Genomic DNA, 21,975 nt, shown 5'->3' on the forward strand with positions numbered 1-21,975 from the left:
CATCCAGATGACTGTCACCCTGATCAAGACCATCGCAATGGAAGACGGTCTGCGCTTCGCCATCCGTGAAGGCGGTCGTACCGTCGGCGCCGGCGTCGTGGCCAAAATCATCGAGTAATCACTCGATCGGTTGAAAAAACCCCCGCTCAGCGGGGGTTTTTTTTATTGGGTTGACACTAATTTGGGGCGTCTATAGAATCACGCCTCCTTTTAACGGGCGTAGTGCGCCCGATGGGAACAGCCTGGAGTCTGAAATCCAATGCAAAATCAGCAAATCCGTATCAGGTTGAAGGCTTTCGACCATCGCCTGATCGACCAATCCACCCAGGAAATCGTGGAAACCGCGAAACGTACTGGTGCACAAGTGCGTGGTCCAATTCCACTGCCAACCCGCAAAGAGCGTTTCACCGTTCTGATCTCCCCGCACGTCAACAAAGACGCGCGTGATCAGTACGAGATTCGCACTCATAAGCGCGTTCTGGATATCGTCCAGCCAACGGATAAAACCGTTGATGCGCTGATGAAGCTTGATCTCGCGGCAGGCGTGGAAGTGCAGATCAGCCTCGGCTAAGACTTCGGTCTGGTCGTGTAACGCTCTGAAATGGGCGGCCATAGCGGGTGAAAGCCCCGTACACTCATGAGGTTTACAACATGACTATTGGTGTAGTCGGTCGAAAAGCGGGCATGACCCGTATTTTCACCGAAGAAGGTGTCTCCATTCCGGTCACGGTCATCGAGATCGAGCCGAATCGCGTCACCCAGTTCAAAACTGAAGAAACCGATGGCTACCGTGCAGTGCAAGTCACTGTCGGCGAGCGTCGTGCTTCGCGTGTGACTGCCGCTCAGGCAGGCCACTTCGCCAAGGCTAACGTTGCCGCTGGTCGCGGTGTCTGGGAGTTCCGTCTTGAAGAAGGCGATTTCCAGGCTGGCGATCTGATCAAAGCTGAACTCTTCACTGCAGGCCAGCTGGTAGACGTAACCGGTCAGTCCAAAGGTAAAGGCTTCGCCGGTACCATCAAGCGTTGGAACTTCCGTGGTCAGGACAACACCCACGGTAACTCCGTATCGCACCGTGTCCCTGGCTCCATCGGCCAGTGCCAGACTCCTGGTCGTGTATTCAAGGGCAAGAAAATGTCCGGTCACATGGGCGCCGAGCGCGTGACTGTTCAGTCCCTGGAAGTAGTACGCGTAGACGCTGAACGCAACCTGCTGCTGATCAAGGGTGCCGTCCCAGGCGCTACTGGCGGCGACGTGGTCGTGCGTCCGGCTGTCAAGGCTCGCGGTTAAGGGGAAACTGACATGCAACTTAATGTAAATGACGCTCAGGCGATCGAAGTTTCCGAACTGACCTTCGGTGGCGAATTCAACGAGACGCTGGTACACCAAGCAGTCGTGGCCTACATGGCCGGCGGCCGTCAGGGCACCAAGCAGCAGAAGACCCGTTCTGACGTGGCCGGTGGCGGTAAGCGCCCATGGCGTCAGAAAGGTACTGGCCGTGCTCGTGCCGGTACTACCCGTGGTCCGATCTGGCGTGGCGGTGGTGTAACCTTCGCAGCTCGTCCTCAAGATCACTCGCAGAAGCTCAACAAGAAGATGTACCGCGCAGCCCTGCGCTCCATCCTCGCTGAGCTGGTGCGTAGCGACCGTCTGGTCGTGGTTCAGGACTTCGCTGTTGAAGCGCCGAAAACCAAGGATCTGCTGAACAAGCTGAACGGCATGGGTCTGAACGACGTTCTGATCGTTTCCGACGCTGTTGATCAGAACCTGTACCTGGCTGCTCGCAACCTGCCGCACGTCGACGTACGTGACGTTCAAGGTTCCGACCCGGTCAGTCTGATCGCATACGAGAAAGTGTTGATCACTGTCTCGGCCGTGAAGAAATTCGAGGAGCTGCTGGGATGAACCAGGAACGCGTATTCAAAGTCCTCCTTGGCCCGCACGTTTCCGAGAAGGCTACCGTTCTGGCTGAGAAAAAAGGCCAGTTCGTATTCAAGGTTGCTACCGATGCAACCAAGCTGGAAATCAAGAAAGCTGTCGAAGGCCTGTTCAACGTAAAAGTTGAAAACGTGTCGACTGTCAACGTTCTGGGTAAAACCAAGCGTACCGCACGTGGTCTGGGCAAGCGTAATGACTGGAAGAAGGCGATCGTCTCCCTTCAGCCAGGCCAAGATCTCGATTTCAGCAGCAGTGCTGAGTAAGGAAGGGGTGCATCATGGCAATCGTTAAATGCAAACCGACTTCCCCTGGCCGCCGTTTCGTGGTCAAGGTGGTCAACAAGGAGCTGCACAAAGGCGCTCCTCACGCACCGCTGCTCGAGAAGAAATCGAAGTCTGGTGGTCGTAACAACAATGGCCGCATCACCACTCGTCACGTTGGTGGTGGTCATAAGCAGCATTACCGTCTGGTTGACTTCCGTCGCAACGACAAAGATGGCATCCCAGCCACTGTCGAGCGTATCGAATACGACCCGAACCGTACTGCTCACATCGCCCTGCTGTGCTACGCAGACGGCGAGCGTCGCTACATCATCGCCCCTAAAGGCGTGAGCGCTGGCGACCAGCTGATCGCAGGTGCCCTGGCCCCAATCAAGGCCGGTAACTCCCTGCAACTGCGCAACATCCCAGTAGGTAGCACCATTCACGGCATCGAACTGAAGCCGGGTAAAGGTGCTCAGATCGCTCGTTCCGCTGGTGCTTCGGCTCAGCTGATCGCTCGTGAAGGTGTCTACGTGACCCTGCGTCTGCGCTCTGGTGAAATGCGTAAAGTCCTGGCTGAGTGCCGTGCGACCCTGGGCGAAGTCTCGAACTCCGAGCACAGCCTGCGTTCGCTGGGTAAAGCTGGTGCCAAACGCTGGCGCGGCGTTCGCCCAACCGTTCGTGGTGTTGCCATGAACCCGGTTGACCACCCGCATGGTGGTGGTGAAGGTCGTACCTCCGGTGGTCGTCATCCGGTATCGCCATGGGGCTTCCCAACCAAGGGTGCTAAAACCCGTGGTAATAAGCGTACCGACAACATGATCGTCCGTCGTCGCAAGTAACTAGAGGGATACGACAGTGCCACGTTCTCTGAAAAAAGGTCCTTTTATCGATCTTCACCTGTTGAAGAAGGTCGAAGTGGCGGTGGAGAAGAACGATCGCAAGCCAGTTAAAACCTGGTCGCGCCGTTCGATGATCCTGCCACAAATGGTCGGTCTGACCATCGCGGTACACAACGGTCGCCAACACGTCCCAGTTCTCGTGAACGAAGACATGGTCGGCCACAAACTGGGCGAGTTCGCCGGTACCCGCACCTACCGCGGGCACGTGGCTGACAAGAAAGCCAAGCGTTAAGGGGTAAGGAAATGGAAGTAGCCGCTAAGTTGTCGGGCGCTCGCATCTCCGCCCAGAAAGCCCGCTTGGTCGCCGACCAGATCCGCGGGAAGAAGGTGGGCGAAGCGCTCAACCTGTTGGCCTTCAGCAGCAAAAAAGCCGCTGAAATCATGAAGAAAGTCCTCGAGTCGGCCGTTGCCAACGCCGAACACAACGAAGGCGCAGACGTTGATGACCTGAAGGTCTCCACCGTCTTCGTCAACGAAGGGCGTTCGCTGAAGCGCATCATGCCACGTGCCAAAGGCCGTGCTGATCGCATCGTCAAGCGGTCTTGCCATATCACTGTCAAGGTTGCGGACAAGTAACGGAGTCGATCAGATGGGTCAGAAAGTACATCCCACTGGCATTCGCCTGGGAATCGTCAAGGAGCACACCTCCGTCTGGTACGCAGACGGCGCGACTTACGCAGATTACCTGCTGAAGGATCTGCAAACTCGCGAGTACCTCCAGGACAAACTAAAAAGCGCGTCCGTAAGCCGTATCGATATTCATCGTCCGGCTCAAACTGCACGCATCACCATCCACACCGCTCGTCCCGGTATCGTTATCGGCAAGAAAGGTGAAGATGTTGAGAAGCTGCGTCAGGACCTGACCAAGCAGATGGGTGTGCCTGTGCACATCAACATCGAAGAGATCCGCAAGCCGGAACTCGACGCTATGCTGGTTGCTCAGAGCGTTGCCCAGCAGCTGGAGCGCCGCGTTATGTTCCGTCGCGCCATGAAGCGCGCCGTACAGAACGCCATGCGTATTGGTGCCAAGGGCATCAAGATCCAGGTGAGCGGTCGTCTCGGCGGTGCCGAGATCGCACGTACCGAGTGGTATCGCGAAGGTCGTGTGCCTCTGCACACCCTGCGTGCCGATATCGACTACAACACCTACGAAGCTCACACCACCTACGGTGTGATCGGTGTGAAGGTTTGGATCTTCAAAGGCGAAGTAATTGGTGGTCGCCAGGAAGAGCTGAAGCCTCAAGCACCAGCGCCTCGTAAAAAAGCTGCTAAGTAAGGGGTACGCCAAATGTTGCAACCAAAGCGTACAAAATTCCGCAAGCAGATGACCGGCCACAACCGTGGTCTGGCACTGCGCGGTAGCAAGGTCAGCTTCGGCGAGTTCGCTCTGAAAGCTGTCGCCCGCGGTCGTCTCACCGCTCGCCAGATCGAGTCGGCACGTCGTGCCCTGACCCGTCACGTAAAACGTGGCGGTAAGATCTGGATCCGTGTCTTCCCGGACAAGCCGGTTACCAAGAAGCCTCTCGAGGTTCGTATGGGTAAAGGTAAAGGTTCCGTGGAATACTGGGTTGCCCAGATTCAGCCAGGCAAAGTCCTGTACGAGATCGAGGGTGTTTCTGAAGAGCTGGCGCGCGAAGCTTTCGCTCTGGCCGCTGCAAAGCTGCCTCTCGCCACCTCCTTTGTTAAGCGGACGGTGATGTGATGAAAGCGAATGAACTTCGTGAAAAATCCGCACAGCAACTGAATGAGCAACTGCTCGGCTTGCTGCGCGACCAGTTCAATCTGCGCATGCAGAAAGCAACTGGCCAGTTGGGGCAGTCGCACCTGCTCTCGCAAGTTAAGCGTGACATCGCTCGCGTGAAAACTGTGCTCAACCAGCAGGCAGGTAAGTGATCATGGCTGAAGCTGAAAAAACCGTCCGTACGCTGACTGGCCGTGTCGTCAGCGACAAAATGGACAAGACCATCACCGTTCTGATCGAGCGTCGCGTAAAGCACCCGATCTACGGTAAATACGTTAAGCGTTCGACTAAGCTGCACGCGCACGACGAAGCCAACCAGTGCAAGATCGGCGACAAGGTTTCCATCCGTGAAACCCGTCCGCTGGCCAAGACCAAGTCCTGGGCACTGGTTGAAGTCCTCGAACGCGCTGTTGAAGTCTAAGGGCGAAGGGTCGGAGAAATTTTATGATTCAGACTCAATCCATGCTCGATGTGGCCGATAACAGCGGCGCTCGTCGCGTCATGTGCATCAAGGTGCTCGGCGGTTCCCACCGTCGTTACGCCGGTATCGGTGACATCATCAAAGTTACCGTCAAGGAAGCAATTCCTCGCGGTAAGGTCAAGAAAGGCCAGGTGATGACCGCTGTTGTCGTCCGTACCCGTCACGGTGTACGTCGCGCTGACGGTTCCATCATTCGTTTCGACGGCAACGCTGCTGTTCTGCTGAACACCAAGCAAGAGCCGATCGGTACTCGCATCTTCGGGCCAGTGACCCGTGAACTTCGTACCGAGAAGTTCATGAAGATCGTCTCGCTCGCCCCTGAAGTGCTCTAAGGAGATCCGACATGCAAAAGATTCGTCGTGACGACGAGATCATCGTGATCGCCGGCAAAGACAAAGGTAAGCGCGGTAAGGTGCTGAAGGTTCTCGCTGACGACCGTCTGGTCATCGGTGGTGTCAACCTGGTCAAGCGCCACACCAAGCCTAACCCGATGGCGGGCGTCCAGGGCGGTATCGTCGAGAAAGAAGCGCCTCTGCACGCTTCCAACGTTGCCATCTTCAACGGCGAAACCAACAAGGCTGACCGCGTTGGTTTCAAAGTAGAAGACGGTAAAAAAATTCGTGTCTTCAAGTCGACCCAAAAAGCGGTTGATGCTTGAACACTGCTAGGTAGAAGACCATGGCACGACTGAAAGAGATTTACCGGAACGAAATCGCTCCTAAGCTTAAGGAAGAACTTAAGCTGTCGAACGTGATGGAAGTTCCGCGCGTTACCAAAATCACCCTGAACATGGGTCTGGGCGAAGCGATCGGCGATAAGAAAGTCATCGAGCACGCTGTTGCCGACCTGGAAAAGATCACCGGTCAAAAGCCGGTCGTGACTTTCGCTCGTAAATCCATCGCGGGCTTCAAAGTCCGTGAAGGCTGGCCGATCGGTGTCAAGGTGACCCTGCGTCGCGAAAAGATGTACGAGTTCCTGGACCGCCTGCTGGCGATCTCCCTGCCACGGGTTCGCGACTTCCGCGGCCTGAATGCCAAGTCCTTCGACGGTCGTGGCAACTACAGCATGGGCGTGAAAGAGCAGATCATCTTCCCGGAAATCGATTACGACAAGATCGATGCTCTGCGCGGTTTGGACATCACCCTGACCACCACTGCTCGTTCGGACGACGAAGGCCGCGCTCTGCTGCGTGCTTTCAAGTTCCCGTTCCGCAACTGATTGGAGTAGGAAAATGGCCAAGAAGAGCATGAAGAACCGCGAGCTGAAGCGTCAGCTCACGGTAGCCAAGTTCGCTAAGAAGCGTGCTGAGCTGAAAGCGACCATCGTCAACCTGAACGCCTCTCCTGAAGAGCGTTTCGCTGCCGTTGTCGCCCTGCAGAAGCAACCACGTGACGCCAGCGCCTCGCGCCTGCGTAACCGTTGCCGCCTGACCGGTCGTCCGCACGGTGTATACCGTAAGTTCGGCCTGGGCCGTAACAAGCTGCGCGAAGCCGCCATGCGCGGTGACGTGCCAGGTCTGGTCAAGGCCAGCTGGTAATCCCGGTTGGCGTGACGCCGGCGTGAGGGGAGCAATCTTCCGACCGCCGGTGACCTCGCAACGAAACAAGCCCCTATATGGGGCTTGTTTCGTTTCTGCCTTGTGTCTAGAATGACCGGCTCACCTGAGCCTGGGTTTTTTGCCCTGCCTGCTTGGGTGGTTGTGATAGCCGCAAGGCTAATAATTCTTGTATCAGGAGCATCTAGCCCATGAGTATGCAGGACCCGTTAGCGGACATGCTAACTCGCATCCGTAATGCCCAGATGGCTGAAAAGTCTGTCGTAAGCATGCCTTCTTCCACCCTGAAGGTCGCGGTTGCCAAAGTACTGAAAGACGAAGGCTACATCGCCAGCTACGAAGTGACCGGCGAAGCCAAGCCTTCCCTGTCGATCGAGCTGAAGTACTTCGAAGGCCGTCCGGTCATCGAAGAGCTGAAGCGTACCAGCCGTCCTGGTCTGCGCCAGTACAAGGCCGTTACCGAGCTGCCGAAAGTACGTGGCGGCCTGGGCGTGTCTATCGTCTCCACCAACAAAGGTGTGATGACTGACCGCGCTGCGCGCGCTGCCGGTGTCGGCGGCGAAGTTCTGTGCACAGTGTTCTAAGGGGAGATAGGCATGTCTCGCGTCGCTAAGAACCCCGTTAAGCTGCCAGCAGGCGTCGAAGTCAAATTCGCCGGCCAGCAGCTTTCGGTGAAGGGTGCCAAGGGCACTCTCGAACTGAACGTTCACTCGTCTGTTGAAGTTACCGAAGAAGCTGGTGAGCTGCGTTTCGCACCTCGCAACGGTGATCAGCAAGCTCGCGCCATGGCCGGTACCACCCGCGCTCTGGTCAACAACATGGTCCAAGGCGTAAGCCAAGGCTTCGAGCGCAAGCTCCAGCTGGTCGGTGTTGGTTACAAGGCACAGGCCAAGGGCACCGTCCTGAACCTGGCCCTGGGCTTCTCGCACCCAGTGGATTACGAACTGCCAGCCGGTATCACCGCTGAAACCCCAAGCCAGACCGACATCCTGATCAAGGGTATCGACAAGCAGCTGGTGGGTCAGGTGGCCGCTGAAGTCCGCGGTTTCCGTCCGCCAGAGCCTTACAAGGGCAAGGGTGTGCGTTACGCGGACGAAGTAGTCCGTCGTAAAGAAGCCAAGAAGAAGTAGGGCCTAGCAAATGACCGACAAAAAAGTTACTCGACTGCGTCGCGCTCGCAAAGCACGCCTGAAAATGCACGAGCTCGAAGCCGTGCGTCTGTGCGTGTTCCGCTCCTCGCAGCACATCTACGCCCAGGTCATCTCGGCCGACGGCAGCAAGGTTCTGGCAAGCGCCTCGACCTTGGACAAAGAACTGCGTGATGGCGCCACCGGCAACATCGACGCGGCCACTAAGGTTGGCAAGCTGGTAGCTGAGCGTGCGAAAGCCGCCGGTGTATCTCAAGTTGCCTTTGACCGTTCCGGCTTCAAGTACCACGGCCGCGTCAAGGCGCTGGCTGATGCTGCTCGTGAAGGCGGGCTGGAGTTCTAAGTTATGGCAAATAACGATCAAAAGCGCGACGAAGGCTACATCGAGAAGCTGGTTCAAGTTAACCGCGTAGCCAAAACCGTAAAAGGCGGCCGTATCTTCACCTTCACCGCGCTGACCGTGGTGGGTGATGGCAAGGGTCGTGTTGGCTTTGGCCGTGGCAAATCGCGCGAAGTACCTGCCGCGATCCAGAAAGCCATGGAAGCTGCTCGTCGCAACATGATTCAGGTTGACCTGAAGGGCACCACCCTGCAGTACGCCACCAAGGCCGCCCACGGCGCCTCGAAGGTCTACATGCAGCCTGCCTCGGAAGGTACCGGTATCATCGCCGGTGGCGCAATGCGTGCCGTCCTGGAAGTTGCTGGTGTTCAGAACGTCCTGGCCAAGTGCTACGGCTCGACCAACCCGGTGAACGTGGTTCACGCCACCTTCAAGGGTCTGAAAGCCATGCAATCCCCTGAGTCCATTGCTGCCAAGCGCGGCAAGACTGTTGAGGAGATCATCTGATCATGGCAACCGTAAAAGTAACGCTGATCAAGAGCACCGCCGGCCGCCTGCCTAACCACAAACTGTGCGTTAAAGGTCTGGGTCTGCGTCGCATCGGTCACACTGTAGAAGTCCAGGATACTCCCGAGAATCGCGGGATGATCAACAAGGCTTACTACATGCTGAAGGTCGAGGGTTAATCGATGAAACTCAATGATCTGAGTCCAGCGCCGGGTTCCCGTCGCGAGAAGCACCGTCCGGGCCGTGGTATCGGTAGCGGTCTGGGCAAGACCGGTGGCCGTGGTCACAAAGGTCAGACCTCCCGTTCCGGTGGTTCCATCGCTCCAGGCTTCGAAGGCGGTCAACAGCCGCTGCACCGTCGCCTGCCGAAGTTCGGCTTCGTTTCCCTGAAAGCCATGGACCGCGCAGAAGTGCGTCTGTCCGAGCTGGCCAAGGTGGAAGGCGATCTGATCACCGTTCAGTCCCTCAAGGACGCCAACGTGATCGGCCAGCACGTACAGCGCGTGAAAATCATGCTGTCGGGCGAAGTCACTCGCGCAGTCACCCTCAAGGGTATCGCCGTCACCAAAGGTGCACGTGCGGCTATCGAAGCAGCTGGCGGCAAGTTCGAGGAATAAATGGCTAAGCAAGGTGCTCTCTCTTCGCTCGGTAAGGGCGGGATGTCGGAACTCTGGGCTCGTCTGCGCTTTCTGTTCATGGCGATCATCGTCTATCGGATTGGCGCGCACATCCCAGTGCCAGGCATTAACCCGGACCGTCTCGCGGATCTGTTCCGGCAGAATGAGGGGACCATTCTTAGCTTGTTCAACATGTTTTCCGGTGGCGCGCTGGAGCGCATGAGCATCTTTGCACTGGGGATCATGCCGTACATCTCGGCATCGATCATCATGCAGCTCATGACCGCTGTCAGCCCGCAACTGGAGCAGTTGAAGAAGGAAGGTGAAGCTGGCCGTCGCAAGATCAGCCAGTACACCCGCTACGGCACCGTTATCCTGGCGCTGGTCCAAGCCATTGGCATGTCCATTGGCCTGGCCAACCAGGGCGTGGCGTTTTCTGTGGGCCTGGGCTTCCATGTCGTCGCCGTCTCCACCTTCGTGGCGGGCGCGATGTTCATGATGTGGCTCGGCGAGCAGATTACCGAGCGCGGTGTGGGCAACGGTATCTCGATGTTGATCTTCGCGGGTATCGTTGCCGGTCTTCCGAGAGCAATCGGGCAGTCTTTCGAGTCTGCGCGTACAGGCGATATCAACATTTTCGCCCTGGTCGCTATCGGTTTGCTGGCAGTAGCGATTATCGGCTTCGTGGTGTTCATTGAGCGTGGTCAGCGTCGTATCGCCGTTCACTACGCCAAGCGTCAGCAGGGCCGCAAGGTCTTCGCTGCGCAGACCAGCCACCTGCCGCTGAAGGTGAACATGGCGGGCGTAATCCCGGCCATTTTCGCGAGCAGCATCTTGCTGTTCCCGGCTTCGCTGGGTGCCTGGTTCGGTCAGTCCGAAGGTATGGGCTGGCTGCAGGACATCTCGCAGTCGATCGCTCCTGGTCAGCCGTTGAACATTCTGCTGTTTAGTGCAGGGATCATCTTCTTCTGCTTCTTCTACACAGCGTTGATGTTCAACCCGAAAGACGTAGCGGAAAACCTGAAGAAGTCCGGTGCCTTTATTCCGGGTATCCGTCCTGGTGAGCAGTCGGCGCGCTACATTGATGGCGTCCTGACCCGTCTGACCATGTTCGGTGCTCTTTACATGATGGCCGTGTGCCTTCTGCCCCAGTTCCTGGTGGTGGCAGCAAACGTGCCGTTCTACCTTGGCGGGACCTCGTTGCTGATTGTGGTAGTGGTTGTGATGGACTTCATGTCCCAAGTACAATCGCACCTCGTTTCGCACCAGTACGAATCCCTGATGAAGAAAGCCAACCTGAAAGGCTACGGCGGCAGCGGTCTGCTGCGCTGATTTAGCCCCTTAAGGTTCGAGGAGTCGGTAATGAAAGTTCGTGCATCGGTGAAAAAGCTGTGCCGCAACTGCAAGATCATTCGTCGCGAAGGTATCGTGCGCGTGATCTGCAGCGCGGAACCGCGTCACAAGCAGCGCCAAGGCTGAGTGTGATCCGCGCTTCAAACCCAGCAGCTAGTGTGCTGCTGGGTTGATTATTCGTTTCTACAGCGATATTATCTCGCGCCCTATTTCTTGGCTTCCGGGGCGTAGGTAGCTGTCAATTGGAGTCCCACTGAATGGCCCGTATTGCAGGCGTCAACATTCCAGATAACAAGCATACTGTTATCTCGCTGACCTACATCTATGGTGTCGGTCGCACTACCGCGCAGAAAATCTGTGCGGACGCTGGTGTAAACCCAGCCGCTAAGATCAAGGATCTGAGCGACGAGCAAATCGAAACCCTGCGTGGCGAAGTCGCGAAGTTCACCACCGAAGGTGACCTGCGCCGTGACATCAACATGAAGATCAAGCGCTTGATGGACCTGGGTTGCTACCGCGGCCTGCGTCATCGTAAAGGTCTGCCGGTTCGCGGTCAGCGCACCAAGACCAACGCACGCACCCGTAAGGGCCCGCGTAAGCCGATCCGCAAGTAATCGCCCAGGAATATAGACATGGCAAAACCTGCTGCTCGTCCTCGTAAAAAAGTCAAAAAGACAGTGGTTGATGGCATCGCCCACATCCATGCGTCTTTCAACAACACCATCGTGACCATCACCGACCGTCAGGGCAACGCACTGTCCTGGGCTACTTCCGGTGGTTCGGGTTTCCGTGGTTCGCGCAAATCCACCCCGTTCGCAGCCCAGATCGCTGCTGAGCGTGCTGGTCAAGCTGCGCTGGAATATGGTCTGAAGAACCTCGACGTCAACGTCAAGGGTCCAGGTCCAGGTCGTGAATCCGCCGTTCGTGCACTGAACAGCTGCGGCTACAAGATCGCCAGCATCACCGACGTGACGCCAATCCCGCACAACGGGTGCCGTCCGCCGAAGAAGCGTCGCGTGTAATCAGGAGACAGATAAATGGCACGTTACATTGGTCCAAAATGCAAACTGTCTCGCCGTGAAGGCACTGACCTGTTCCTGAAGAGCGGCGTTCGCGCTCTGGAATCGAAGTGCAACATCGAAGCAGCCCCAGGTATCCACGGCCAGCGCCGTGGCCGTCAGTCCGACTACGGTACCCAGCTGCGCGAGAAACAAAAAGTCCGTCGTATCTACGGTGTTCTGGAGCGTCAGTTCCGCGGTTACTACCAAGCTGCTGCCTCGAAAAAAGGCGCAACCGGTGAGAACCTGCTGCAACTGCTCGAGTGCCGTCTGGATAACGTCGTCTACCGTATGGGCTTCGGCTCGACTCGTTCCGAGTCCCGCCAGCTGGTTTCGCACAAAGCGATCAGCGTCAACGGTAAGACTGTGAACATTCCATCCTACCAAGTTCGTCCGGGTGACGTGGTCTCGGTTCGCGAGAAGTCGCTGAACCAGCTGCGCATTGTTCAAGCCCTTGAACTGTGCGCCCAGCGTGGCCGCGTTGAGTGGGTTGATGTGGATGCTGCTAAAAAGTCGGGCGTTTTCAAGAACGTTCCTGCTCGCAGCGACCTGTCCGCCGACATCAACGAAAACCTGATTGTCGAGCTCTACTCCAAGTAAGGGCTAGAAAATAGGTGCATCCATGCAGATTTCGGTAAATGAGTTTCTGACACCCCGTCACATCGACGTGCAGGTTGTCAGTCCAACCCGCGCCAAGATCACGCTCGAGCCTCTCGAGCGTGGCTTCGGCCATACCCTGGGCAACGCGCTGCGCCGCATCCTGTTGTCCTCCATGCCTGGCTGTGCAGTAGTCGAGGCCGAGATCGACGGCGTACTCCATGAGTACTCCGCGATCGAAGGTGTTCAGGAAGACGTCATTGAAATCCTGTTGAACCTGAAAGGCCTGGCTATCAAACTGCACGGTCGTGACGAAGTTACGCTGACCTTGTCGAAAAAGGGTTCGGGGGTGGTTACCGCTGCCGATATTCAGCTGGATCACGATGTCGAGATCGTCAACCCCGATCACGTAATCGCGAACCTGGCGTCCAACGGCGCCCTGAACATGAAGCTCACCGTAGCTCGTGGTCGCGGTTACGAGCCGGCCGACTCCCGTCAGACCGACGAAGACGAAAGCCGCAGCATTGGCCGTCTCCAGCTGGACGCTTCGTTCAGCCCGGTGCGTCGTATCGCCTACGTGGTCGAGAACGCCCGTGTTGAACAGCGTACCAACCTGGACAAGCTGGTCATCGATCTGGAAACCAACGGTACTCTGGATCCTGAAGAGGCTATCCGTCGTGCCGCGACCATCCTGCAACAGCAGCTGGCCGCGTTCGTCGACCTCAAAGGTGACAGCGAGCCGGTTGTGGTCGAGCAGGAAGACGAGATCGATCCGATCCTGCTGCGCCCGGTTGACGACCTGGAACTGACCGTACGTTCGGCCAACTGCCTCAAGGCGGAGAACATCTACTACATCGGCGACCTGATTCAGCGTACCGAAGTAGAGCTGTTGAAGACTCCTAACCTGGGCAAGAAGTCCCTGACTGAAATCAAGGACGTCCTGGCCTCCCGTGGTCTTTCCCTCGGCATGCGCCTCGACAACTGGCCGCCTGCAAGTCTTAAGAAAGACGACAAGGCGACTGCCTGATCGTCGTAATCACCGAACGTAGTGTTTGGTAAGGAATGAATCATGCGTCATCGTAAAAGTGGACGTCACCTGAGCCGTACCAGCTCTCACCGCAAGGCTATGTTCCAGAACATGGCAGTGTCGCTGATCGAGCACGAGCTGATCAAAACCACCCTGCCGAAAGCCAAGGAACTGCGCCGCGTTGCCGAGCCGCTGATCACCCTGGCCAAGGAAGACAGCGTCGCCAACCGCCGTCTGGCCTTCGACCGTACCCGTTCGAAGTCCGCCGTTGGCAAACTGTTCAACGACCTGGGCAAGCGTTACGCCACCCGTCAGGGCGGCTACCTGCGCATCCTGAAGTGCGGTTTCCGCGCTGGCGACAACGCGCCTATGGCGTACGTCGAGCTGGTTGATCGTCCGGTCGGTGGTGCTGTAGAAGCTGCCGAGTAAGACGTTCTGTCTGCTGCAAAGAACCGGGCCTAGGCCCGGTTTTTTGTTGTCTCATGAATTGTTATTTTCTATTGATGTAAGTCAGGTAATGAATTTGTTCTTGTAACATGGGTCGACAATACTCTCTCCAAGCCGATTAGCCGGCCGTTCAAGACCGATCAGGAGAGCCCATGAGCAAGATTCTCACCACCGCAAGCGGCGCGCCCGTAGCCGACAACCAGAATTCCCGTTCCGCAGGCCCTCGCGGCCCGCTGCTGCTCGACGATTTCCACCTGATCGAGAAGCTCGCCCACTTCAACCGCGAGAACATCCCCGAGCGTCGCGTGCACGCCAAGGGCTCCGGCGCCTACGGCACCTTCACCGTCACCCGCGATATTACCGAACTCACCAGTGCCAAACTGTTCGACAGCATCGGCAAGCAGACCGAAACGTTCTTGCGCTTCTCCACCGTGGGCGGTGAACGCGGCTCGGCGGACACCGAGCGCGACCCGCGTGGTTTTGCGGTGAAGTTCTACACCGAGGAAGGCAACTGGGACATTGTTGGCAACAATACGCCGGTGTTCTTCATCCGTGATCCGCTGAAGTTCCCCGACTTCATCCACACCCAGAAGCGCCACCCGCAGACCAATCTGAAGAACGCGCAGATGATGTGGGACTTCTGGTCGCACTCGCCCGAGGCGTTGCACCAGGTCACCATCCTGTTCTCCGATCGCGGCATCCCGGACGGCTACCGCCATATGCACGGATTCGGCAGCCACACCTACAGCCTGATCAACGCCAAGGGTGAGCGCACTTGGGTCAAGTGGCACTTCAAGACCCAGCAGGGGATCAAGAACCTGGCGCCGGCCGAGGCCGCTCGCCTTGCGGGCAGCGACCCGGACTACGCCCAGCGCGACCTGTTCCAGGCCATCGAGCGCGGTGACTTCCCGCGTTGGACCGTGTGCATCCAGGTGATGAGCGAAGCCGAGGCCGCCAGCCGTGACGAGAACCCCTTCGACGTGACCAAGACCTGGTCGCAGAAGGACTACCCGTTGATCGAGGTCGGCGTGCTGGAACTCAACCGTAACCCGCTCAACTACTTCGCCGAAGTCGAGCAGGCGGCGTTCGGTCCCAGCAACATGGTGCCCGGGGTCGGCCTGTCGCCGGACCGCATGCTGCAGGGCCGCGTGTTCGCCTATGCCGATGCTCATCGCTACCGCGTAGGCACCAATCACCAGCACTTGCCGGTCAATGCGCCACGTTGCCCGGTGCACAGCTACCAGCGCGATGGTTCCATGGCCACCGGCGCCTACGGCAGTGCTCCGAACTACGAGCCCAACAGCTACACGGATGCACCGAAACAGTCGCCGCGCCATGCAGAGCCGGCATTGGCCCTGAACGGTTCGGCGCACCGCTACGACCACCGCGAAGACAACGACTACTACAGCCACGCCGGCGCGCTGTTCCGCCTGATGAATGATGAACAGAAGGCGCTGTTGATCGGCAACATCGCCGGCACCATGGCGGGGGTCAGCGAGGACGTTATCCAGCGTCAGTTGCAGTACTTCTTCAAGGCCGACCCGGCTTATGGAGAAGGGATTGCTAAGGCTCTGGGGATGAATCTTGGCTAACTGGAAGTGATAAGAAGAACCGCCCTCATTAGGGCGGTTTTTCAATGAATATCACTACTGTTTAGCCGATTATTTGCTTCTAATTGCGCATTTTTCAGTGACCGCGAGCAAAACCTGGTTCACACTATGTCCCATAGCCGTATTCACAGGGAGAAGCAGGGCGATGCAAGGTCACCCGGACGTAATCAACTACCTCGTCACGTTGCTGAAGGGCGAACTGGCAGCACGCGATCAGTACTTCATTCACTCGCGGATGTACGAAGACTGGGGCCTGACCAAGCTCTACGAACGTATCAACCACGAGATGGAAGAAGAGACGCAGCACGCCGACGCCCTGATGCGCCGTATCCTCATGCTCGAAGGCACCCCAGACATGCGCGCCGATGACCTGGAAGTGGGCAGCACCGTGCCGGAAATGATCGAGGCTGATCTCAAGCTCGAGTACAAGGTTCGCGCCGCGCTGTGCAAGGGTATCGAGCTGTGCGAGCTGCACAAGGACTACATCAGCCGCGACATCCTGCGCGCGCAGTTGGCCGATACCGAAGAAGATCACACCTACTGGCTGGAGAAGCAGCAGGGGCTGATCAAGGCCATTGGCCTGGAGAACTACTTGCAGTCGCAGATGTAATTTCTGTATTGCAGATGCCCCTGTGGGAGCGGGCAAACCCGCTCCCACAGGGTTTTTTTCGGGCCTGAAATCAGGCCCGATCGCGTTCCAGCAGCGGCTTGAGGTAATGTCCGGTATAGGACTGTTTCTTCTCGGCCAGCTCTTCCGGCGTACCGCAGGCAATGATCTGCCCACCCTTGGAGCCACCCTCCGGCCCCAGGTCGACCAGCCAGTCGGCGGTCTTGATCACATCCAGGTTGTGCTCGATCACCACCACGGTATTGCCGTGGTCACGCAGGCGGTGCAACACGTCCAGCAACTGCTGGATATCGGCGAAATGAAGACCTGTGGTCGGTTCGTCGAGGATGTACAGGGTCTTGCCGGTGTCCCGCTTGGACAGCTCGCGTGACAGCTTGACCCGCTGCGCCTCGCCACCCGACAGGGTGGTCGCCGATTGCCCCAGCTTGATGTACGACAGGCCGACATCCATCAGCGTTTGCAGCTTGCGCGCCAGGGCCGGGACCGCATCGAAGAATTCGCGGGCATCCTCGATGGTCATTTCCAGTACCTCGTGGATGTTCTTGCCCTTGTACTTGATCTCCAGTGTTTCGCGGTTGTAGCGCTTGCTCTTGCACACATCGCAGGGCACGTAGATGTCCGGCAGGAAGTGCATTTCCACCTTGATCAGGCCGTCACCCTGGCAGGCCTCGCAGCGCCCGCCCTTGACATTGAACGAGAAGCGCCCCGGGCCGTAGCCACGGGAACGTGACTCCGGCACGCCAGCGAACAGCTCGCGGATCGGCGTGAAGATACCGGTGTAGGTCGCCGGGTTGGAACGAGGCGTGCGGCCGATCGGGCTCTGGTCGATATCCACCACCTTGTCCAGGTGCTGCAGGCCATCGACGCTGGCGTGTGGCGCGGCCTCCAGGCTGCTCGCGCCGTTGAGCGCGGTGGCGGCCAGCGGGAACAGGGTGTTGTTGATCAGCGTCGACTTGCCCGACCCGGACACGCCGGTCACGCAGGTCAGCAGGCCGATTGGCACTTCCAGGTCGACGTTCTGCAGGTTGTTGCCGCGCGCGCCCTTGAGCTTGAGCGACAGCTTCTTGTTGCGTGGGGTGCGCTTGGCCGGGACGACGATCTTCTTGCGCCCGGACAGGTATTTGCCGGTCAGCGAGTCGGGGTGCGCCATGACCTCTTCGGGCGAGCCCTCGGCGACGATCTGGCCGCCATGCACGCCGGCGCCTGGGCCGATATCCACCACGTAGTCAGCCAGGCGGATGGCGTCCTCGTCGTGCTCGACCACAATCACCGTGTTGCCCAGGTCGCGCAGGTGGTTGAGGGTGGCCAGCAGGCGGTCGTTGTCCCGTTGATGAAGACCGATGGACGGTTCATCGAGGATGTACATCACCCCGACCAGGCCGGCGCCGATCTGGCTGGCCAGGCGGATACGCTGGGCTTCGCCGCCGGACAGGGTATCGGCGCTGCGGTCCAGCGTCAGGTAGTCGAGACCAACGTTGACCAGGAACTGCAGGCGCTCGCAGATCTCCTTGAGGATCTTTGCCGCGATCTCGCCACGCCGCCCGGTGAGGGTCAGCTCGCCGAAGTAGTTGCTGGCTTCGCCGATCGGCAGGTTGGTCACCGCCGGCAGGGTCTTCTCGCCGACCCACACATGGCGAGCCTCACGACGCAGGCGGGTGCCGCGGCAGTCGGGGCAGGGCTGGGTGCCGAGGAACTTGGCCAGCTCTTCACGCACGGTGGCCGACTCGGTTTCGCGGTAGCGGCGCTCAAGATTGGGCACGATGCCCTCGAAGGGGTGCGAGCGCTTGACGATGTCGCCACGGTCGTTCAGGTACTTGAAATCGACGCTCTGCTTGCCGCTGCCCTGCAGGATGACCTTCTGGTGCTCGGCCGACAGTTCGCCGAACGGTTCCTCGAGGCTGAAACCGTAGTGCGCGGCGAGTGAACCGAGCATCTGGAAGTAATAGACGTTACGCCGATCCCAGCCACGTATCGCGCCTTCGGCCAGGGTCAGCTCGGCGTTGACCAGGCGCTTGGTGTCGAAGAACTGCTTCACCCCCAGGCCGTCACAGGTCGGGCAGGCACCGGCCGGGTTGTTAAAGGAAAACAGCTTGGGCTCCAGCTCGCTGATCGCATGGCCGCACACCGGGCAGGCGAAGCGTGCGGAGAAGATCACTTCCTCGCCGTCTTCGTCGTCCATCGGCGCGACCAAGGCGATGCCGTCGGCCAGCTTGAGCGCGGTCTCGAACGACTCGGCCAGGCGCTGCTGCAGGTCGGCGCGGACCTTGAAGCGGTCGACCACCACATCGATGCTGTGCTTCTTCTGTTTATCCAGCTTGGGCAGTTCGTCGAGCTCGTAGAGCTTACCGTTGACCCGGGCGCGGACGAAGCCCTGGGCACGCAGTTCGTCAAACACCGCCAGGTGCTCGCCCTTGCGCTCGCGGATCACCGGAGCCAGCAGCATCAGCTTGCTGCCTTCGGGCTTTTCCAGCACCAGGTCGACCATCTGGCTGATCGTTTGCGCCTCCAGCGGGATATCGTGGTCCGGGCAGCGCGGGGTACCGACGCGGGCATAGAGCAGGCGCAGGTAGTCGTAGATCTCGGTGATGGTGCCGACGGTCGAGCGTGGGTTGTGCGAGGTCGACTTCTGCTCGATGGAGATCGCCGGCGACAGGCCTTCGATGGTGTCGACATCGGGCTTTTCCATCATCGACAGGAACTGCCGGGCATAGGCCGACAGCGATTCGACGTAGCGGCGCTGGCCTTCGGCGTACAGGGTGTCGAACGCCAGCGAGGACTTGCCGGATCCGGACAGGCCGGTGATCACGATCAGTTTGTCCCGGGGCAGGGTCAGGTCGATGTTCTTCAGGTTGTGGGTACGTGCCCCACGGATCAGGATCTTGTCCACTACGGCCTCGCTCGGCGGGCATAAACAAAGGAGTATACGGCGCGCTGCCATTACGCGGCAAAGCGTCGCGTATATGCCGCCAAGGCGTCGGACTGATAGAATCGCCGCCGGTTCACACGAGGTTAATCCATGCACGACACCCACAACGAGCGCATGAGTGGCAGCGAAACCCGCGCTGCCAGCGGCCTGGCCCTGGTCTTCGCCTTTCGTATGCTGGGCATGTTCATGGTACTTCCGGTGCTGGCCACCTACGGCATGGACCTGGCCGGCGCCACGCCTGCGCTGATCGGTCTGGCCATCGGTGCCTACGGCCTGACCCAGGCCGTGCTGCAGATTCCGTTCGGAGTGATTTCCGACCGCATCGGCCGCCGCCCGGTGATCTACGTGGGGTTGATCATCTTCGCCCTGGGCAGCGTGCTGGCGGCCCAGGCCGATTCTATCTGGGGCGTGATCGCCGGGCGTATCCTGCAGGGCGCGGGGGCGATTTCCGCGGCAGTGATGGCGTTGCTGTCCGACCTGACCCGCGAGCAGCACCGGACCAAGGCCATGGCCATGATCGGCATGAGCATCGGCCTGTCGTTCGCCGTGGCGATGGTCGTCGGCCCGCTGTTGACTCGCGCCTTTGGCTTGTCAGGATTGTTCCTTGCCACCGCAGGACTTGCCCTGCTCGGCATCGGCCTGATCGCCTTCGTCGTGCCCAGTTCGCACAATGTGTTGACCCATCGTGAGTCCGGTGTCGCCCGACAGGCCCTCGGCCCGACCCTGCGCAATCCGGACCTTCTGCGCCTGGATATCAGCATCTTCGTGCTGCACGCGATCCTGATGGCCAGCTTCGTGGCGCTGCCCCTGGCGTTCGTCGAGCGCGGCGGGCTGCCCAAGGAACAGCACTGGTGGGTGTACCTCACCGCGTTGCTGGTTTCATTTTTTGCAATGATCCCCTTCATCATCTACGGGGAAAAGAAGCGCAAGATGAAACGCGTGTTGCTCGGCGCGGTCAGTGTCCTGCTGCTGGTGGAGGTGTTCTTCTGGCAGTGGGCTGACAACTTGCGCGGACTGGTGATCGGCACCGTGGTATTCTTTACTGCATTCAACCTGCTGGAGGCATCCTTGCCTTCGCTGGTCAGCAAGGTGTCGCCTGCCGGTGGCAAGGGGACGGCGATGGGGGTTTACTCCACCAGCCAGTTCCTCGGCGCCGCACTGGGAGGCATCCTCGGTGGCTGGTTGTTCCAGCACGGTGGCTTGAGCATGGTGTTCCTGGGATGTGCCGTGTTGTGCGTCCTGTGGCTGCTCACTGCGTTGCGCATGAACGAGCCGCCGTACGTGACCAGCCTGCGCATGCAGCTGACGCCGGAAGCGGTCCGGGAAGCCGGGCTGACCGAGCGCCTGATGGCCGTGCCGGGTGTGACCGACGCCGTGGTGGTGGCAGAAGAAGCCGCCATCTATATCAAACTGGATACGAAAATTTTGGACCGTGCGACCCTCGAGCGTCTGGTGAACCCAGCCTCTGCGGCGTGCGAAGCCTAGGAGAACGTTATGGCCCGTGGGGTTAACAAAGTCATTCTGGTCGGTACCTGCGGTCAGGATCCCGAAGTCCGCTACCTGCCCAACGGTAACGCCGTGACCAACCTGAGCCTGGCCACCAGCGAGCAGTGGACCGACAAGCAGTCGGGCCAGAAGGTCGAGCGTACCGAGTGGCACCGTGTGTCGCTGTTCGGCAAGGTTGCCGAGATTGCCGGCGAGTACCTGCGCAAGGGTTCGCAGTGCTACATCGAAGGCAAGCTCCAGACCCGCGAGTGGGAAAAGGACGGCATCAAGCGCTACACCACCGAGATCATCGTCGACATCAACGGCACCATGCAGCTGCTCGGCGGTCGTCCGCAGGGTCAGCAGGGTGGTGGTGACCAATACAACCAAGGTGGTGGTAACAACTACAACCAAGGTGGCCAGCAGCAGTACAACCAGGCTCCTCGTCAGCAGGCTCCGCGTCCGCAGCAGGCGCCACAGCGCCCGGCGCCGCAACAACCGGCTCCGCAGCCAGCCGCTGACTTCGACAGCTTCGACGACGATATTCCGTTCTGATACTTCCAGGAGGCGCCATGGCTGCCTCCCGCGAAAACGGAGCTGAAACAAGAAACCCGCTTCATACCTGAAGCGGGTTTCTTTTTGTCTGAAGCCGGTGCTCTGACAAGGCGTCAGCCTTCTTCGAGTGCCGTTCTTGCAAATTGGGCGTCCAGTTCCGGCGTTGCTCCGCTGATACCGATGCCGCCGATATGCCTGCCGTTCGCGTCCATGATCGGCAGGCCGCCTTCCAGCAGGGTGAACCCGGGGAGCGAGGCGTAGGGATTGGCCGGCAGCGCGGTGCTGCGCTCGCCGAGTGAGCGGGTCGACAGAGGGAAGCGGGCGGATGTCTCTGCCTTGAGCTGCGCGACCTGGATGCTGCCGCTGCTGGTGCCATCCATGCGGTGGAAGTACTTCAGGTTGCCGTGGTTGTCGACGATGCTGATGACAATGGCAAAGCCTTGGGCGCGGGCGGCACGTTCTGCGGCATCGGCCATGCTCCGTGCTCGCTCGGCGGTGATCTGCAGCGCGGATGGAGGGGCGTGATCATCGCCTGCTGTTGCCGCCATGCTGGATTGAGCGGGTACTGGGATGCCGATCAAAAGTGCGGTCAAGAGGTGCTTGATGTTCATGCCTGCGGGCCTCCTCCATGTGTGATCCACCAACCTAACAGGCACAGAATGTGTCGTGGCGTAGTCCATTTCCCGTAGCGATGTAGGATCTGTATGGCTGATGAGGCGATTTGCCTTGCGCCTGATCCAGATCATCGCGCTTTGCAGATTCTTGACTAGGCTTAACAGTTGGCGGTGTCTGTCCACCGTCAC

At 58.9% G+C, this 21,975-nt stretch carries 35 protein-coding genes; 33 read left to right on the forward strand and 2 right to left on the reverse strand.

Features of this window, described 5'->3' with window-relative positions:
* The 31 genes from AC25M7_RS17535 to bfr form a co-directional block, all read left to right on the forward strand.
* Positions 1–118: EF-Tu C-terminal domain-related protein (locus tag AC25M7_RS17535; RefSeq protein ID WP_082476772.1), on the forward strand; the 118-nt coding region annotated here is incomplete at its 5' end.
* Positions 119–259: 141 nt separating this feature from the next.
* Positions 260–571, forward strand: a complete 312-nt coding sequence (rpsJ, locus tag AC25M7_RS17540; protein WP_003103876.1) for a 30S ribosomal protein S10 — start codon at positions 260–262, stop codon at positions 569–571.
* Between the two features lie 80 nt (positions 572–651).
* Positions 652–1,287, forward strand: a complete 636-nt coding sequence (rplC, locus tag AC25M7_RS17545) for a 50S ribosomal protein L3 (protein ID WP_011531887.1) — start codon at positions 652–654, stop codon at positions 1,285–1,287.
* Positions 1,288–1,299: 12 nt separating this feature from the next.
* Entirely contained in the window at positions 1,300–1,902 is a 603-nt protein-coding gene (gene rplD, locus AC25M7_RS17550; protein WP_008089819.1) for a 50S ribosomal protein L4, read from the forward strand.
* Positions 1,899–2,198, forward strand: coding sequence for a 50S ribosomal protein L23 (rplW, locus tag AC25M7_RS17555; RefSeq protein ID WP_003255484.1), 300 nt, complete (start codon positions 1,899–1,901; stop codon positions 2,196–2,198). The genes rplD and rplW overlap by 4 nt, the downstream gene beginning before the upstream one ends.
* Positions 2,199–2,212: 14 nt before the next feature.
* Positions 2,213–3,037: a 50S ribosomal protein L2 gene (gene rplB, locus AC25M7_RS17560; protein ID WP_027915105.1), complete on the forward strand. Its 825-nt coding sequence runs from the start codon at positions 2,213–2,215 to the stop codon at positions 3,035–3,037.
* Positions 3,038–3,053: 16 nt separating this feature from the next.
* The gene (rpsS, locus tag AC25M7_RS17565; protein WP_003255482.1) at positions 3,054–3,329 is read left to right on the forward strand and encodes a 30S ribosomal protein S19; all 276 of its coding nucleotides are present in this window, start codon (positions 3,054–3,056) and stop codon (positions 3,327–3,329) included.
* Positions 3,330–3,340: 11 nt separating this feature from the next.
* Complete coding sequence (gene rplV / locus AC25M7_RS17570; protein ID WP_003103908.1) at positions 3,341–3,673, forward strand: 50S ribosomal protein L22; 333 nt, start codon at positions 3,341–3,343, stop codon at positions 3,671–3,673.
* A gap of 13 nt (positions 3,674–3,686) precedes the next feature.
* On the forward strand, positions 3,687–4,373 hold the full coding sequence (rpsC, locus tag AC25M7_RS17575; protein ID WP_011531889.1) for a 30S ribosomal protein S3: 687 nt from the start codon (positions 3,687–3,689) through the stop codon (positions 4,371–4,373).
* Positions 4,374–4,385: 12 nt separating this feature from the next.
* Positions 4,386–4,799 carry a 50S ribosomal protein L16 gene (rplP, locus tag AC25M7_RS17580; RefSeq protein WP_009397508.1) on the forward strand — a complete coding sequence of 138 codons (414 nt, stop codon included), beginning with the start codon at positions 4,386–4,388 and terminating at the stop codon, positions 4,797–4,799.
* Positions 4,799–4,990: a 50S ribosomal protein L29 gene (rpmC, locus tag AC25M7_RS17585; RefSeq protein ID WP_002555481.1), complete on the forward strand. Its 192-nt coding sequence runs from the start codon at positions 4,799–4,801 to the stop codon at positions 4,988–4,990. Before rplP ends, rpmC begins: the two co-directional genes overlap by 1 nt.
* 2 nt (positions 4,991–4,992) lie before the next feature.
* Positions 4,993–5,259 (forward strand): 30S ribosomal protein S17, encoded by a 267-nt coding sequence (rpsQ, locus tag AC25M7_RS17590; protein WP_003255478.1) that lies wholly within the window; start codon positions 4,993–4,995, stop codon positions 5,257–5,259.
* 23 nt (positions 5,260–5,282) lie between these two features.
* A complete protein-coding gene (gene rplN, locus AC25M7_RS17595; protein ID WP_008089810.1) occupies positions 5,283–5,651 on the forward strand; it encodes a 50S ribosomal protein L14 in 369 nt (122 codons plus the stop codon).
* Positions 5,652–5,662: 11 nt separating this feature from the next.
* Positions 5,663–5,977, forward strand: coding sequence for a 50S ribosomal protein L24 (gene rplX / locus AC25M7_RS17600; RefSeq protein WP_003255476.1), 315 nt, complete (start codon positions 5,663–5,665; stop codon positions 5,975–5,977).
* Between the two features lie 20 nt (positions 5,978–5,997).
* Positions 5,998–6,537 carry a 50S ribosomal protein L5 gene (gene rplE / locus AC25M7_RS17605; RefSeq protein WP_012316517.1) on the forward strand — a complete coding sequence of 180 codons (540 nt, stop codon included), beginning with the start codon at positions 5,998–6,000 and terminating at the stop codon, positions 6,535–6,537.
* A 13-nt stretch (positions 6,538–6,550) separates the two neighbouring features.
* On the forward strand, positions 6,551–6,856 hold the full coding sequence (rpsN, locus tag AC25M7_RS17610) for a 30S ribosomal protein S14 (RefSeq protein ID WP_011531890.1): 306 nt from the start codon (positions 6,551–6,553) through the stop codon (positions 6,854–6,856).
* Positions 6,857–7,065: 209 nt separating this feature from the next.
* Entirely contained in the window at positions 7,066–7,458 is a 393-nt protein-coding gene (gene rpsH, locus AC25M7_RS17615; protein WP_028690236.1) for a 30S ribosomal protein S8, read from the forward strand.
* A gap of 12 nt (positions 7,459–7,470) precedes the next feature.
* Complete coding sequence (gene rplF, locus AC25M7_RS17620; RefSeq protein WP_028690237.1) at positions 7,471–8,004, forward strand: 50S ribosomal protein L6; 534 nt, start codon at positions 7,471–7,473, stop codon at positions 8,002–8,004.
* Positions 8,005–8,014: 10 nt separating this feature from the next.
* The gene (gene rplR / locus AC25M7_RS17625; protein WP_011531893.1) at positions 8,015–8,365 is read left to right on the forward strand and encodes a 50S ribosomal protein L18; all 351 of its coding nucleotides are present in this window, start codon (positions 8,015–8,017) and stop codon (positions 8,363–8,365) included.
* A gap of 3 nt (positions 8,366–8,368) precedes the next feature.
* Positions 8,369–8,869 carry a 30S ribosomal protein S5 gene (gene rpsE / locus AC25M7_RS17630; RefSeq protein ID WP_023629184.1) on the forward strand — a complete coding sequence of 167 codons (501 nt, stop codon included), beginning with the start codon at positions 8,369–8,371 and terminating at the stop codon, positions 8,867–8,869.
* A gap of 2 nt (positions 8,870–8,871) precedes the next feature.
* Positions 8,872–9,048, forward strand: coding sequence for a 50S ribosomal protein L30 (rpmD, locus tag AC25M7_RS17635; RefSeq protein WP_028690238.1), 177 nt, complete (start codon positions 8,872–8,874; stop codon positions 9,046–9,048).
* 3 nt (positions 9,049–9,051) lie between these two features.
* Positions 9,052–9,486, forward strand: coding sequence for a 50S ribosomal protein L15 (gene rplO, locus AC25M7_RS17640; RefSeq protein WP_011531896.1), 435 nt, complete (start codon positions 9,052–9,054; stop codon positions 9,484–9,486).
* Positions 9,487–10,818, forward strand: coding sequence for a preprotein translocase subunit SecY (gene secY, locus AC25M7_RS17645; protein WP_003257108.1), 1,332 nt, complete (start codon positions 9,487–9,489; stop codon positions 10,816–10,818).
* Between the two features lie 30 nt (positions 10,819–10,848).
* Complete coding sequence (gene rpmJ, locus AC25M7_RS17650; protein ID WP_011531897.1) at positions 10,849–10,965, forward strand: 50S ribosomal protein L36; 117 nt, start codon at positions 10,849–10,851, stop codon at positions 10,963–10,965.
* A gap of 131 nt (positions 10,966–11,096) precedes the next feature.
* Positions 11,097–11,453, forward strand: coding sequence for a 30S ribosomal protein S13 (rpsM, locus tag AC25M7_RS17655; protein WP_003255457.1), 357 nt, complete (start codon positions 11,097–11,099; stop codon positions 11,451–11,453).
* An 18-nt stretch (positions 11,454–11,471) separates the two neighbouring features.
* The gene (gene rpsK / locus AC25M7_RS17660; RefSeq protein ID WP_003255454.1) at positions 11,472–11,861 is read left to right on the forward strand and encodes a 30S ribosomal protein S11; all 390 of its coding nucleotides are present in this window, start codon (positions 11,472–11,474) and stop codon (positions 11,859–11,861) included.
* Positions 11,862–11,876: 15 nt separating this feature from the next.
* Positions 11,877–12,497: a 30S ribosomal protein S4 gene (rpsD, locus tag AC25M7_RS17665; protein ID WP_023629185.1), complete on the forward strand. Its 621-nt coding sequence runs from the start codon at positions 11,877–11,879 to the stop codon at positions 12,495–12,497.
* A 22-nt stretch (positions 12,498–12,519) separates the two neighbouring features.
* Complete coding sequence (locus tag AC25M7_RS17670) at positions 12,520–13,521, forward strand: DNA-directed RNA polymerase subunit alpha (protein ID WP_003255452.1); 1,002 nt, start codon at positions 12,520–12,522, stop codon at positions 13,519–13,521.
* 42 nt (positions 13,522–13,563) lie between these two features.
* Positions 13,564–13,950 carry a 50S ribosomal protein L17 gene (gene rplQ, locus AC25M7_RS17675; protein ID WP_003255451.1) on the forward strand — a complete coding sequence of 129 codons (387 nt, stop codon included), beginning with the start codon at positions 13,564–13,566 and terminating at the stop codon, positions 13,948–13,950.
* A 170-nt stretch (positions 13,951–14,120) separates the two neighbouring features.
* A complete protein-coding gene (locus AC25M7_RS17680; protein WP_062361847.1) occupies positions 14,121–15,560 on the forward strand; it encodes a catalase in 1,440 nt (479 codons plus the stop codon).
* 163 nt (positions 15,561–15,723) lie between these two features.
* Positions 15,724–16,188, forward strand: coding sequence for a bacterioferritin (bfr, locus tag AC25M7_RS17685; RefSeq protein WP_028690240.1), 465 nt, complete (start codon positions 15,724–15,726; stop codon positions 16,186–16,188).
* Between the two features lie 70 nt (positions 16,189–16,258).
* Here the strand turns inward: bfr and uvrA are convergent, their stop codons facing one another.
* Positions 16,259–19,093 carry an excinuclease ABC subunit UvrA gene (gene uvrA, locus AC25M7_RS17690; protein WP_050703559.1) on the reverse strand — a complete coding sequence of 945 codons (2,835 nt, stop codon included), beginning with the start codon at positions 19,091–19,093 and terminating at the stop codon, positions 16,259–16,261.
* 129 nt (positions 19,094–19,222) lie between these two features.
* Between uvrA and AC25M7_RS17695 the strand changes: the two genes are divergently transcribed.
* Both AC25M7_RS17695 and AC25M7_RS17700 read left to right on the forward strand, forming a co-directional pair.
* Positions 19,223–20,617 carry an MFS transporter gene (locus AC25M7_RS17695; RefSeq protein ID WP_028690242.1) on the forward strand — a complete coding sequence of 465 codons (1,395 nt, stop codon included), beginning with the start codon at positions 19,223–19,225 and terminating at the stop codon, positions 20,615–20,617.
* 9 nt (positions 20,618–20,626) lie between these two features.
* Positions 20,627–21,172 (forward strand): single-stranded DNA-binding protein, encoded by a 546-nt coding sequence (locus AC25M7_RS17700; RefSeq protein ID WP_028690243.1) that lies wholly within the window; start codon positions 20,627–20,629, stop codon positions 21,170–21,172.
* 113 nt (positions 21,173–21,285) lie between these two features.
* Here the strand turns inward: AC25M7_RS17700 and AC25M7_RS17705 are convergent, their stop codons facing one another.
* Positions 21,286–21,783 (reverse strand): GlcG/HbpS family heme-binding protein, encoded by a 498-nt coding sequence (locus AC25M7_RS17705; RefSeq protein ID WP_182323859.1) that lies wholly within the window; start codon positions 21,781–21,783, stop codon positions 21,286–21,288.
* Between the last annotated feature and the right edge of the window lie 192 nt (positions 21,784–21,975).

The organism is Pseudomonas sp. P106(2024), from assembly GCF_057480815.1.